The 11,826-nt window shown below is 71.0% G+C and carries 13 protein-coding genes and 1 pseudogene; 9 read left to right on the forward strand and 5 right to left on the reverse strand.

Annotated elements, in window-relative coordinates; genetic code table 11:
- The 4 genes and pseudogenes from ABZV34_RS34670 to ABZV34_RS34685 all read left to right on the forward strand — a co-directional run.
- Positions 1–444, forward strand: a pseudogene (locus ABZV34_RS34670) (3-oxoacyl-ACP synthase); the annotation flags it as partial.
- A gap of 41 nt (positions 445–485) precedes the next feature.
- Positions 486–1,481, forward strand: a complete 996-nt coding sequence (locus ABZV34_RS34675; protein ID WP_356285748.1) for a 3-oxoacyl-[acyl-carrier-protein] synthase III C-terminal domain-containing protein — start codon at positions 486–488, stop codon at positions 1,479–1,481.
- A 64-nt stretch (positions 1,482–1,545) separates the two neighbouring features.
- Positions 1,546–2,325, forward strand: coding sequence for a ferredoxin (locus tag ABZV34_RS34680; RefSeq protein WP_356285751.1), 780 nt, complete (start codon positions 1,546–1,548; stop codon positions 2,323–2,325).
- Positions 2,326–2,351: 26 nt separating this feature from the next.
- Positions 2,352–3,566 carry a cytochrome P450 gene (locus ABZV34_RS34685; protein ID WP_356285777.1) on the forward strand — a complete coding sequence of 405 codons (1,215 nt, stop codon included), beginning with the start codon at positions 2,352–2,354 and terminating at the stop codon, positions 3,564–3,566.
- Between the two features lie 92 nt (positions 3,567–3,658).
- On the opposite strand, the gene ABZV34_RS34690 is transcribed toward ABZV34_RS34685, so the two are convergent.
- On the reverse strand, positions 3,659–4,558 hold the full coding sequence (locus ABZV34_RS34690; protein ID WP_356285780.1) for an NAD(P)-dependent oxidoreductase: 900 nt from the start codon (positions 4,556–4,558) through the stop codon (positions 3,659–3,661).
- Positions 4,559–4,772: 214 nt separating this feature from the next.
- Here ABZV34_RS34690 and ABZV34_RS34695 point away from each other — a divergent pair, with 214 nt between their 5' ends.
- A complete protein-coding gene (locus ABZV34_RS34695) occupies positions 4,773–5,393 on the forward strand; it encodes a TetR/AcrR family transcriptional regulator (RefSeq protein WP_356285753.1) in 621 nt (206 codons plus the stop codon).
- A 288-nt stretch (positions 5,394–5,681) separates the two neighbouring features.
- Here ABZV34_RS34695 and ABZV34_RS34700 read toward each other — a convergent pair whose 3' ends face one another.
- Entirely contained in the window at positions 5,682–6,587 is a 906-nt protein-coding gene (locus ABZV34_RS34700) for an AraC family transcriptional regulator (RefSeq protein ID WP_356285755.1), read from the reverse strand.
- 190 nt (positions 6,588–6,777) lie between these two features.
- On the opposite strand from ABZV34_RS34700, the gene ABZV34_RS34705 reads away from it, so the two are divergent.
- The 3 genes from ABZV34_RS34705 to ABZV34_RS34715 all read left to right on the forward strand — a co-directional run bounded on the left by ABZV34_RS34705 (position 6,778) and on the right by ABZV34_RS34715 (position 8,967).
- On the forward strand, positions 6,778–7,095 hold the full coding sequence (locus ABZV34_RS34705) for an antibiotic biosynthesis monooxygenase (protein ID WP_356285757.1): 318 nt from the start codon (positions 6,778–6,780) through the stop codon (positions 7,093–7,095).
- A 262-nt stretch (positions 7,096–7,357) separates the two neighbouring features.
- Entirely contained in the window at positions 7,358–7,789 is a 432-nt protein-coding gene (locus ABZV34_RS34710) for a universal stress protein (protein WP_356285759.1), read from the forward strand.
- A gap of 290 nt (positions 7,790–8,079) precedes the next feature.
- Entirely contained in the window at positions 8,080–8,967 is an 888-nt protein-coding gene (locus ABZV34_RS34715) for an NAD-dependent protein deacetylase (protein WP_356285762.1), read from the forward strand.
- Between the two features lie 345 nt (positions 8,968–9,312).
- On the opposite strand, the gene ABZV34_RS34720 is transcribed toward ABZV34_RS34715, so the two are convergent.
- The 3 genes from ABZV34_RS34720 to ABZV34_RS34730 all read right to left on the reverse strand — a co-directional run bounded on the left by ABZV34_RS34720 (position 9,313) and on the right by ABZV34_RS34730 (position 11,156).
- On the reverse strand, positions 9,313–10,170 hold the full coding sequence (locus ABZV34_RS34720; protein ID WP_356285765.1) for a hypothetical protein: 858 nt from the start codon (positions 10,168–10,170) through the stop codon (positions 9,313–9,315).
- Complete coding sequence (locus tag ABZV34_RS34725; RefSeq protein WP_356285768.1) at positions 10,167–10,910, reverse strand: MerR family transcriptional regulator; 744 nt, start codon at positions 10,908–10,910, stop codon at positions 10,167–10,169. The genes ABZV34_RS34720 and ABZV34_RS34725 overlap by 4 nt, the downstream gene beginning before the upstream one ends.
- 105 nt (positions 10,911–11,015) lie before the next feature.
- Entirely contained in the window at positions 11,016–11,156 is a 141-nt protein-coding gene (locus ABZV34_RS34730) for a hypothetical protein (RefSeq protein ID WP_356285771.1), read from the reverse strand.
- Between the two features lie 84 nt (positions 11,157–11,240).
- On the opposite strand from ABZV34_RS34730, the gene ABZV34_RS34735 reads away from it, so the two are divergent.
- Positions 11,241–11,735, forward strand: a complete 495-nt coding sequence (locus ABZV34_RS34735) for a sigma-70 family RNA polymerase sigma factor (RefSeq protein ID WP_356285774.1) — start codon at positions 11,241–11,243, stop codon at positions 11,733–11,735.
- The last annotated feature ends 91 nt before the right edge of the window (positions 11,736–11,826 follow it).

An 11,826-nucleotide genomic window follows, 5' to 3' on the forward strand; every position in this document is an offset into this window, starting at 1 on the left:
CTCTCCTCCGACGCCCACCATCCAACCGCTCCGGATCCCGGCGGAGTTCACGCCGAGATGGCGCTGCGGGCGGCGCTCGCCGAAGCGGACCTGCACGCGGCCGACGTCGATCATGTCAACGCGCACGGCACCTCCACGCCCCTCAACGACCTGACGGAGGCCGAGCTGATCGGCCGGGTGCTGCCCCACCGGCCCAGCGTGACCGCGCCCAAAGGAGTGCTCGGGCACAGCCTCGGCGCCGCGGGCGCGATCGAGGCGGCGCTCACGGCCCTGACCATCCAGCGGTCCACCGTGCCGCCGATCGCCAACCTCACGGCCGACAACCTCCCCTTCGACCTGGACTGCGTGACGGGCCGACCGCGTACCCAGCGCGTCCGCGCCGCCGTGAGCCAGTCCTTCGGGTTCGGCGGGCACAACGTCGTGCTGCTCCTCACCGAGGACTGACGTGCCGCTCCTCACCGAGGTCCGATCCGAGGACTGAGTCAATGACCGTTCACAGCAGTATCGTTCACGCGACCGTCCACATCCCCGAGGGGCGGCAGAGCGTGGCCGAGGTGGAGGCCCGATTCCGCGAGGGCAGCCCCGCCGTCACACTGTCCCGCGGAGTGCTCCAGCGCATGTACGGGCTGACCGAGCGCACCGTGGCCCCCGACCACGATCAGCCCTCAGACCTGGCCGTCCACGCGGCGCGCCGCCTGCTCGCGGACACGGACACCGATCCGGCCGACGTCGACCTGCTCCTCTACGCGGGCATCCTCGCCGACATGGAGGAGCCCGCCACGGCCCACGTCGTCGCCGACAAACTGGGCCTCGGGTGTCCCGTGCTCGACCTGAAGAACGCCTGCAACGGCGTCCTCAACGCCCTGGAGGTCGCCGACGCGTTCATCCGGGGCGGCCGGTACCGCACCGTGCTGGTGACCACCGCCGAGGTCAGCACCCGCGAGAGCCGCTGGGAGGTCGACGACCCGGCGGACGTCCTGAGCGCGCTGCCCAGCCTCAGCACCGGCGACATGGGCTCCGCCCTGCTGGTGGAGGCCAGCGGCCTGCCCGGCATCGTCGGTTCGCGCTTCTTCGCCAACTCCTGGGGCTGGCGCGCGGCGACGCTGCCCAATCCCTACGCGCAGCACCGAAGGCTCGGTCATCTCCGCATCGACGCACAACAGTTGGCTGACTCGTTCGAGGGACTGCCCGGCAAGGTGCGCGGAGCGCTGAAGGAGATCGGCGTCGAGAGCGACGACCTGGACCTCGTCTGTGTGCACCAGCCGTCCGTGCCGTTCACCCGGGTCGTCTGCGACTGGGTGGGCGTGGACCCGGCACGGATCCTGGCCACCTTCCCGGCCCACGGCAACGTGGCGACCAACACCATCCCGCTCCAGCTGGCCACCGCCCTGGAGAACGGCCGACTGCGCCGCGGGGATCTGGTGGGCATGTTCGGCTTCGCGAGCGGGGCCAGCGCGGGAGTGGTCGTCTGCAGGTGGTGAGCCGCCGTCACCTCCCGGAACGACCTGCCTCATCCGACTCCGTACGCTTCCGAAAGGCACCCTCATGACCTCATCACCCGCCTCCGTCCGGGTGTCCGGCCCTCCCCGCATCCCGCCCCTGCCTCCGTCCGAGTGGCCCGCGTCGCTGCGGTCCCTCCTGGCGGACTCCCACCAGGACGGTGCCGGGCGGGTCAACCTCTTCGGCACCCTCGCCCATCACCCCGTCCTGGCCCACGCCTGGCTCTCCCTCGCCCGTGTACTCACCCACGAAGGAACGCTCGGCGCCCGCCGACGCGAGCTGGTCGTCCTGCGCACCGCCCACCGCCTCGGCGGGAGCTTCGTCCACGAGCGCCACCGCGCGCCGGCGACGGAGGCCGGACTGACGGCGGAGGAGATCCGGGCCACGGCAGCGGCCCCGGACACCCACCCCTGGACGCAGGAGGAGCGCACACTTCTGGAGACCTGCGACCTGCTCGCCGCCAACTCCACCCTGCCCGATGGACTGTGGCGGCGGCTTGCGCGCGAACTGGACCCGGAGCAACTGATCGAACTGCTGGTCCTGGCCGGCCAGACCGCGGCCATGTCCACCACCCTCGGCGTCCTGCGCACCCCCTCCGACGACGCCGGGGCGGTACGCCCGCACCTCACCGTGCGCCTGGACAGGGAACGCTGCCACAGGGCGGGGCAGTGCGCCGGAGCCGCGCCGGAGGTGTTCGAGCGGAGCGGCACGGACGGACGCGTCACCCTGCTCGTACCGGAGCCCGATCAGAAGTACGCCGACGAGGTGCGCCTGGCCGCGGACCTGTGCCCCAGCGGTGCCATCACCCTCGTGGGCGCCACATGACCCCCCATCAGGAGACGGCCCGGCTCATGACCGCCACCGCGCCCGCCCCTCCGCTCAACCTCCCCGCTCCCTATGGCACTTGTCCGTTCGATCCGCCCCCGACCTACACGGCCGCCGCCCATGACGCCGCCGTCACCCGGGCCGTACTTCCGGACGGCACCGCCTGCTGGCTCGTCACCGGCTACGAGGAGGTACGCGCCGTGCTGGCCGACCCCCGCTTCAGTGCCGACGCGCGCACTCCCGGCTTCCCGTTCCTCTCCGCGGGTCAGCGGGAACTGGCGACCGCGAAGCCCAGCTTCATCCGCATGGACGACCCGGAACACGCCCGCTTGCGCCGCATGGTCACCAAGGACTTCCTGGTCAGGCGCATCGAGGCACTCCGGCCCGGCATCCAGGACATCGTCGACAGCGCCGTGGACCGCATGACGGACGGACGCACCTCGGCGGACCTCGTCGCCGACTTCGCCCTTCCGATCCCCTCGCTGACCATCTGCCTGATGCTGGGAGTGCCCTACGAGGACCACGACCTGTTCCAGTCGCTCAGCCGCAGCCTGCTCGACAACCGGACGACCTCCGAGCGGGCCGAACGCGCGCATGCCCAACTCATGGACTATCTCGCTGAGTTGGCCGAGCACAAGCGTAGGCACCCGGCGGACGACATCCTCAGCCGCCTGGTGGCACGCGACGACCTCACTGCTCAGGAGACCGCGTCACTCGGGTTCCTGCTGCTGGTCACCGGTCACGAGAGCACCGCGAACATGGCGGCCATCAGCGTGCTCGCGCTGCTGCGCGACCCAGCGCAGACGGCACTTCTGCGCGACGATCCTGAACTCATCCGCGGAGCCGTCGAGGAACTCCTGCGCCACCTCACCATCATCCACCTCGGCCTGGGCCGTGCGGCCACGGGCTCCGTCGAGGTCGGCGGGGTCACCATTCCGGCGGGCGGCGGCGTGATCTGCATGCTGTCCACCGCCAACCGCGATCCGGCGCTGTTCCCGACGCAGGGCGGCGCCCGCCCGTCCGAGCTCGACCTCACCCGGGACGCGCGGCGCCATGTGGCCTTCGGCTACGGAATCCACCAGTGCCTGGGCCAGACCCTGGCCAGGGTCGAGCTTCAGATCATCCTCGCCACCCTGCTGCGGCGCCTGCCCGGACTGCGCCTGGCGACACCGCCGGAGCAACTCGTCTACAACCAGGACGCCATCGTCTACGGCCTTCGCGCCCTGCCGGTGACCTGGTAGCCGTGAGCGGACCGCGCCGGGCAGAGCGCCCTGTCCGGCGTCCGGTTCGGCCGTGCTCCTCGCATCGGCCGGGGCGCGGCATCCCGTCCGCGTCAGTCGTCCGGCGAGCCGTGGCGCCGCGCACTGCCGGTCCGGGACTCCAGTGCGTGGAGTACGGCCACCATGTCCTCGCCGCCGTGGCCCTGTGCCACCGTCTCGTCGAAGAGCGCGTGGCAGATGTCGAGGAGCGGGGAGGCGAGGCCGGCCTTTCGGGCGGCCTCCGCGATCAGCCGGTTGTTCTTGAGGACGTCCGTGCTCGCCGCCTGGACGGTGAAGTCACGGGCGAGCAGTTTCGGCGCCTTCCCGCGGGACACCGCGCTGGCCATCGGGCCCGCGTCCAGGACGTTCTGGAGCAGGCGCTGGTCCAGCCCGTGCCGGTCGGCGAAGTGGAAAGCCTCGGTCAGACCGGTGACCAGCGTGATCAGGAACAGGTTCACCGAGAACTTCATCAGCAACGCGCAGGGGACGGGACCGCAGTCGAACTCCTCACGGCACAGGGGAGCGAGCAGCGGACGCACGGCGTTCACGGCCTCGGCGTCACCGGCCAGCATCGCCACCAACTGCCCCTGCTCCGCCGGGACTCGGGAACCGGAGACCGGCGCCTCGACGTACCTTCCGCCCGCGGACCCGATGTCGTCCCCCAGGCCGACGGAGTACTCCGGCGAGACCGTGCCCATTTGGATCACGGTGTGACCGGCGACGCGGGCGGCGAAGTCCGGGGTTCCCCGCCCGAGGACGGTGTCGACGGCGGTCTCGTCGGCCAGCATGAGGATGACGGAATCCGCCCGGTCGAACACCTCACCCGGGTTCGAAGCGACCTCGGCTCCGGCGGAGCGCAGGGGGTCGCAGCTGGCAGGGGTGCGGTTCCAGACGACGAGGGGGGTCCCCGCGCGGGCGAGGTTGAGCGCCATGGGCTGTCCCATGACTCCGAGGCCGACGAACCCGACGTACACCATGCGCCACCGCTTCCGCTCCGGGCCGAGGACGCCAAAGACGCCAAAGACGCCGAGAGGCCGAGAGGCCGAGACGTCGCCGGCGTCGACCGGCCGATGTGTCGGCGATCCATCGCCCTGCGTGAGTATGACAGCGGTCATAGTAGTCGCAATCTATGACGGTGGTCATAGAGTGGAGTCCGGACAGCTCACGAAACGGTGGCGGAGGTCGGGGATGGCGGAGTCCGAACGGCGGCCACGGGAGCGGATGGTCTTCAGCGCGGCCCAGCTCATCCGGCGCGACGGGGTGGCCGCCGCGGGGATGCGTGAGGTCGCCGCGCACGCCGGGGCGCCGCGCGGTTCGCTCCAGCACTACTTCCCCGGTGGCAAGGAACAGCTCGTCAACGAGGCCGTCGGTTGGGCGGGTCGGTACGCGGGCAATCGTGTCGCCCGCTTCCTCGCCGCGCTGCCCGAGCCCACTCCCAGCGGTCTCTTCGCCGAGATGGTCCGGCAGTGGACCGAGGAGTACCGGACGGCAGGCTTCGCGGGAGGGTGCCCGGTGGCCGCCGCCACGGTGGACTGCGCGGAGTCCACCGTCTCCACACGGGAGGCCGCGTCCGCCGCCTTCGCCACCTGGACCGGCGCGGTGTCCCGGGCCCTGGCGGACATGGGAGTGCCCGAGGGGCGCGCGGGCGCCCTCGCCACGCTCATGATCAGCGCCCTGGAGGGGGCGATCCTCATGGCCCGAGCCGAACGTGACCTCCGCGCTCTGACGACCGTGTGCCAGGAACTCGGCCCTCTTCTCGACGCCGCGGTCGGCAGGGCGGAGGGACCGCCGTCTCCACTTGGGGCGTGACAGGGGAGTGATGGGGGGCCTCATCGGGACGTGGCGAGGTGCGGCGCGTGCGCAACTGAAGGGGCGGTGCGCGGTGTTGGCCCCCGTGTCGGGGCGTGCTTCCTGGGCCCTGTCGGCGGGACTGTGGCTCAGTGGGCCATGAAGCGCCCGAGTTCGAGCGACCTCCGGTGCAGGGAGGCCGCCCATGTCTCCTGGTCGGGAGCCGCGGGCGCCGGGACCTGGATGTCCCTGAGTTCAATCGCGCGTAGGGACGGGACGCGTCGGAACGGAACGGGGCCGCGGCGGCGGTCAGGGAAGTACACCCGTGCTGGTCCCCGCGGTGAGACGCAGACGGGCGGCGTCCTGGCTGGGAGGCGCCCCGAACTGGCGGCGGTATTCCCGGCTGAACTGTGACGGGCTGTCGTACCCGACGCGATGGCCGACCCCGGTGACGTCATGGGGATGGACGGCGAGCAGCAGCCGGGCCTCCTGCAGCCGGATCTGCTTCTGGAAGCGGATGGGGCTCATCGCGGTCACCGCCTGGAAGTTGCGGTAGAAGGCGGAGACGCTCATGCCCGACAGCCGCGCCACGTCCTCGACCCGGAACGGCTGCGCATAGTGTTCGCGGATCCAGCGTACGGCCCGCGCGACGTGGCTGAGGCTGCTGTCGGCGAGGCCGAGCTGGCGCACGATGCCGCCCTGCTCGCCGGTGATCAGCCGCCACAGGATCTCGCGTTTGGCCATCGGCGCGAGCACCGTCCGGTCACGCGGCTCGTCGAGCAGACGCAGCAGCCGGACCACCGCGTCGAGCAGCTGGTCCGGAGCGTCGCTGACGGCGATGCCCGGCAACGCGCTCCCACCGGTGCGGGGAGAGTCCGCGGATCCTGCCTGCAGCAGCAGTTCGGCGATGGCGGACGGTTCGAGCGTCAGGCCGAATCCCAGTGCCGGACGCTCCGGGGACGCCCCGACGAACTGGCCGGTCACGGGCAGGTCCACCGACGCGACGAGGTACTGCCCCGCCCGGTACTCGAACATCCGGTCGCCCAGTGCGAGACGTTTGGCGCCCTGGGCGATGACCGCCAGCACCGTGCCGGACATCGAGGGTGCCGGCGGGTCGGACCGCTCCACCTTCGAGATGAGGACACCGTCGATGGCCGTGGTCCAGTCGGGCCGCACATGCCGGTCGAGCAGGGTTCGGAGCTCTTCGAGGTACATGCCCTCATTGCAGCACGCGCCCTCTGCCGCGTTCCCGTACGAGAGAGGATCGTGCAAGTGAAAGGAAGGATCCTTCTACCATCTAGGCAGGTCAGGCATCTTGAATGGAATCACCGGAATCCCGGTGAAGGCAGAAGCGCTCCACTTCGGGACCACAGTCCATCAACCCTCGCCATGGAGGAAGGCAGTCATGATCGCCCAGTACGGATTCAACGCCACCCTGACCGCGAGGCCCGGAACGGGTGCGCGACTGACGGACCTTCTGCTGACCGGTCTGAGTGACGGCAACCCCGGCGCGAGCGAGTACTGCGTCGTCTATCTCGTCTGCCGTTCGGCGTCCGACCCCGACGTCGTTCATGTCACCGAGGGCTGGACCAGCGAGGAGGACCACCACCGGATCTTCTCCGGGGACGCCGCGCGGGCCATCGTGAGGCGCATCGACGGGATGCTGGCCAAGGAGCCCGAGTACACCGACTACGTACCGGTCCGCGGCAAGGCCACTTTCTGAGAGCCGCCGCGCGACGCGCGATGCGGCCCGCACTCGCCCCCGCCCGACGCCCTTGTCCGGCCGTTGCGCGGCCCGAGGTCCCACCGTGCGGGACAGCGCGGCCCTCGACGTCCATCGGATGTTCACAGCGCGGGACGATCAAGGGGCCGACATCGGGAAGGCTGGCGCAGCGCCGGACGTTGATCCCGGTGACACCGGTCCTCCGGTGTCACTGATCACCGTGAAGACCCTCCGTATCTTCCAGCACGGGAAAGAAGTTTCCATGTTCCAGCGCATCCTGGTCGCCGTCGATCCCAGCCCCACCCGGCTCTCCGCAGTCCGCCTGGCCGGTGACCTGGCCCGGCTGACGGAGGCCCAGGTCCGCGTGGTGCACGTCGCGGCCTCCGCGGCGACCCTCGCGGCCGTCGTCCCGCTCGAGGACGACGCCCAGGCGAAGGCCGTCGTCGACGAGGCCCTGGCCGCCCTGCGCGACAAGGGCGTCAAGGCCGACGCGGCCCTCGTTCACGGACTGACCACCCAGATCGCCACGGCCATCTCCGAAGCGGCGGCGGAGTTCGACGCCGACCTCATCGTGGTGAGCCCCCATCACCGCGGATCCGTCGAGGCGCTGTTCAACCCCCGGATCAGCGACGCCGTCGCGCACGCGAGCCGCACCGCCGTCCTGCTGGCTCCGGAGGACGGCACGGAGGTCTGATCCCACCGAGGCTCACGGATCCGCTCGTCCAAGGACATGCCGGGCCCGCGGTGCCCGACGGCCTGCTCCGTATCGAGCCCCCCGCCTACGGGCACCGGTGGCTGCGCGTCGGTACTACGGGGGACGACCCCGCAAGGGTCGCGCCCGACGGACACCGTGGCCACCGGGGACGGCTCCTGAAGAGATCGCGGACGCGGTGGCAGGCGGGGAGCGGACACCCGCGGGGGCTCTGCGACCGAGGTGATCGTGCTCGCCCGCGCACCGCGGAATCGTGCCCGTACCCTGGCAGCATGCGCATGCGCCCCACTCTGAGCTGGACTCCTACGGAGGACCTGCCGCCCGGCACCACGGATCTGGAGCCGGTCACGGACATGCTGAACACCGGTGGTGTGCTGGTGCTCAGTGGCGCCGGCATCTCCACGGAGTCGGGCATCCCCGACTACCGGGGTGAGAACGGCAGCCTGAGCCGGCACACCCCGATGACCTACCAGGACTTCACCGCGAGCGCCCAGGCCCGGCGGCGGTACTGGGCTCGCAGCCACCTCGGCTGGCGCACCTTCGGCCGTGCCCGCCCCAACGACGGACACCGGGCTGTCGCCGCTTTCGGGCGGCACGGCCTGCTCTCGGGGGTGATCACTCAGAACGTCGACGGACTGCACCAGTTCGCCGGCAGTGAGGGCGTCGTGGAACTCCACGGAAGCCTGGACCGAGTGGTCTGCCTCTCCTGCCGTGCGTCGCGTTCGCGCCGTGAACTCGCCCAGCGGCTGGAGGAAGCCAATCCGGGCTTCGAGCCGGTGGCCGCCGCGATCAACCCGGACGGTGACGCCGACCTCGCCGATGAGCAGGTCGGGGACTTCCGGGTGGTGCCCTGCACGGTCTGCGGCGGCATTCTCAAGCCGGACGTGGTGTTCTTCGGCGAGACTGTTCCACCGTCGCGGGTCGAGCACTGCCGCCGGCTGGTCCGGGAGGCGACGTCGCTTCTGGTGCTGGGCTCGTCGCTGACGGTGATGTCCGGGTTCCGGTTCGTCCGCGAGGCGGCCCAGGCCGGGAAGCCGGTAGTGATCGTCAATCGGGATCCGACCCGCGGCGACCAGCACGCCCTCACCCGGGTCGAGGTCCCTCTGGGAGCGGCCCTCACCACCGTGGCCGCCCGACTGGACATCACCCTGGGGGACTGAGCCTGAGCCTGATCCCGAGGTGCGGTGACAGTGGGTGGTCACTTGGGCAGCGCCCCCGCCGCCAGATGCGGACCGTCGCAGGGGTGATCCACGGCCCGGGTGCGGCACGCGCTCGCGGCCCACCGGCGCCTACCCGGCCGGACAAGTCCGACCCCGGTGCTCAGCCACCCCTGTTCCCAGGATCGAAGCTCGGCATGGGGCAACAGGCAGTGGTCGAAAGAGCCTTGCTGGTCGATGGTGGCGCCTGCGTCCCGGCCGCCGCGTGGGTCGCGGCAGAAGGCCCCCGGGGTGTGAAGGCCGCGCGGGCGGCGTGCCGCGACCGGTGGCGGACGGTCGGTGTCCGGTTCACACAGGCTGATTCCGGCACGGCGACGGGTCCGTGTGAGCCCGCGTGAGCGCGGCGACCGTTTCACTCGGGTCGTCGGCGTGAAACCGGAGCGTACGGGCGAAGCCCCGCGCACCGAGTGGCCGCACGAACTCCACCGGTTCCGCCAGCTTCACCGTCACCGTGGTCTGGCTGCCCACCGCGAGGTCGAGCACCCCGTCCGCACTCAGTTGCACCAACCCTCCGTGAGGGTAACGCCGCTCGACCCGGGCGGCGGCGATGGCGTCGGCCGGCACCCGCAGGTCGAACAGCCCGCCGTACCGCAGACGCAGCGAGCCGTCCGGTCCCACGACGTGGGGCCGGACCACGCTGCCCGCGTGGAGGGCGAGGATCTGCACCACTCCGTACACATCCACGACGAGCAGGATCGCGTGAACGAGCGGCCACGGGATCACAAGGGCCAGCAGAGTCGTTTCGACGACGGAGACGAAGAACAGCCCGTACATCATGGCCGCCTGCGGTCCGGCGTACGCCACGGCCAGTGCGTCGTCGGGGACCTGGTGGCGTCGGCGCAGCACCCACAGCCCGAGGCTGTGCAGGGCCCGAATCTCGTGCACGACGAGCCGGCGCGCGACCACCGGCACCAGGGTGTGCAGCGCCTTCCTCACCGCGTCCCGTCGGCCCACGCCGGTCCGCCGTCCGGCGGCGTAGAGCCGCCACACCACCACGGCCTCCAACGCGAGCACGGTCGTCACCAGCGCTTCGGCTCCCACGAAAATGGCTCCGGGTATCCGCACGCCTGCCACCGCACACACGAGGAGAGCCGCCTCGGCGGGAAGCATCACCCACATGGCTGCCCGCGCGATCCGCGCACTCATGACGGCCTCCGGCTCATCCGGGCGGTCAGGTCCCGCATCACCAGGCGCACCACCTCGGCCTGGGCCGGCGGGTAGTCCGCGAGCAGCGCCTGTGTGATCCCCGTCTCCGCCGGGCCGCCGTCCGGGATCACCGCCATCACCTCGTCCGGCACGGCCGCGGCCAGATCCCTGGCCAGCGTGGCGATCCGCGGATCGTCCGCCGGGGCTCCGTGCAGTTCGTCGAGCCGGTCGTACAGCCGGAGCATCGCGGGGTGGTCCTCGGCCAGCGGCCGCAGAGCCGCGTACACCGCGTGCCCGCCGGTTGTCGCGTCCAGCAGTGTCAGGAGTTCGCGGTCCTTGGCGGCGGCGGGCGACGCGGTGGCGGGCGCAGCCCTCAGGAGCTCGACGAGTGCGGGGGACAGCGGAGCGTCCGGTGTGAGCGGGCTCTCCAGCAAGCCTGCCAGCACCCTGCGGCGCTGCTGGATCTCGTGCTCCTGGCGGGCGAGGTCGGCGTCGAGTTCGCCCAGTACCTCGGCCAGTTCGCGCCCGGCGTCGTCCGCGAGGACGTCCCTCACCTCGTCCAGGGAGAGCCCGAGTTCGGTCAGCCGGCGGATCCTGGCCAGCAGCACGGCGTCTCGAAGGCCATAGGAGCGGTATCCGTTGGCCTGCCGCAGCGGCTCAGGCAGGAGGCCGATGTGATGGTAATGCCGCACGGTCCGGGAAGTGACTCCCACGAGCGCGGCGATCTCTCCGATGCGCATGCCGCCAGTAGAAACCCTGACGTTGCGACAAGGTCAAGTACGGCACCGCCGACCCTGCCGACCCCTGATCTTCGGACCCGGAGATCTCGGCACTCACCGCGGAGCTCACAGCCCGCGCGCCCGTTCTTCCCCCGCCAGCCCGTCCGCCGCGGCCACCACCGCCCACACCGCCCCACCGTCCCTCCACGATGTCCGCTCGCCGGTCCTCGAGAAGGCCTTGACCGAGCGCACGGACAGAGCCGTCATGGATCTCACTCGCGGAGGACGGCGTCCTTTGCGTCCTTGCGTCCTGTAGGTAAGTGGTTCGGGGTCCCAAAGCGTTGGAGGGGTGTGAAGCACCTGGATTTCAAGGAGTTCTACCAAGCCGACCGGGACGTATGTCTGCGAGCCGTCCTGGCGAGCGTGGGTGACCGGCAACTGGCCGAGGATCTGGTGGCCGAGGCCTTCACCCGCGCGTGGACGTCCTGGACGAAAGTGAGTCGGCATCCGTCGCCGCGGGCCTGGGTCGTACGGACCGCGCTCAACACCCGTGTGTCCTGGTGGCGGCGCCGACGGCGGGAGGTGCCTCTGGCCGAGGACCACGAGATCGCGGGTTCCACGGCCACCGACACCGGCCTTGACCCCACGTTGCTGAACGCGCTGCGCCAACTGCCGCGACGGCAGAGGGAGGTGGTCGCCTTCCGGGTCTTCCTCGACCAGGACACCGCGGCCACCGCCCACGCCCTCGGGATCGCTCCGGGGACCGTGACGGCCCATCTCGCGCGGGCTGTCGCCGCGTTGCGCGGGGAACTCGTATCCGTACCGCAACAGGAGGACCTGGCATGAACGACACGGAAAACACCCGGCTGCTGGACGCACTGAGGCATTCGCTGGACGACGTCCGTCTCGCCACGCCGGTCGAGGAGATCGTCGCCGA

This window comes from Streptomyces sp. NPDC005195, from assembly GCF_040608315.1.
GTDB classification, from domain to species: Bacteria; Actinomycetota; Actinomycetes; order Streptomycetales; family Streptomycetaceae; genus Streptomyces; species Streptomyces kaempferi.

Excerpts from the sequence above, each read along its gene's own strand:
- ABZV34_RS34675 (WP_356285748.1), top strand. The coding sequence starts at position 486 with ATGACCGTTCACAGCAGTATCGTTCACGCGACCGTCCACATCCCCGAG.
- ABZV34_RS34680 (WP_356285751.1), top strand. The coding sequence starts at position 1,546 with ATGACCTCATCACCCGCCTCCGTCCGGGTGTCCGGCCCTCCCCGCATC.
- ABZV34_RS34685 (WP_356285777.1), top strand. The coding sequence starts at position 2,352 with ATGACCGCCACCGCGCCCGCCCCTCCGCTCAACCTCCCCGCTCCCTAT.
- ABZV34_RS34695 (WP_356285753.1), top strand. The coding sequence starts at position 4,773 with ATGGCGGAGTCCGAACGGCGGCCACGGGAGCGGATGGTCTTCAGCGCG.
- ABZV34_RS34700 (WP_356285755.1), bottom strand. The coding sequence starts at position 6,587 with ATGTACCTCGAAGAGCTCCGAACCCTGCTCGACCGGCATGTGCGGCCC.
- ABZV34_RS34705 (WP_356285757.1), top strand. The coding sequence starts at position 6,778 with ATGATCGCCCAGTACGGATTCAACGCCACCCTGACCGCGAGGCCCGGA.
- ABZV34_RS34710 (WP_356285759.1), top strand. The coding sequence starts at position 7,358 with ATGTTCCAGCGCATCCTGGTCGCCGTCGATCCCAGCCCCACCCGGCTC.
- ABZV34_RS34715 (WP_356285762.1), top strand. The coding sequence starts at position 8,080 with ATGCGCATGCGCCCCACTCTGAGCTGGACTCCTACGGAGGACCTGCCG.
- ABZV34_RS34720 (WP_356285765.1), bottom strand. The coding sequence starts at position 10,170 with ATGAGTGCGCGGATCGCGCGGGCAGCCATGTGGGTGATGCTTCCCGCC.
- ABZV34_RS34725 (WP_356285768.1), bottom strand. The coding sequence starts at position 10,910 with ATGCGCATCGGAGAGATCGCCGCGCTCGTGGGAGTCACTTCCCGGACC.
- ABZV34_RS34730 (WP_356285771.1), bottom strand. The coding sequence starts at position 11,156 with ATGACGGCTCTGTCCGTGCGCTCGGTCAAGGCCTTCTCGAGGACCGGC.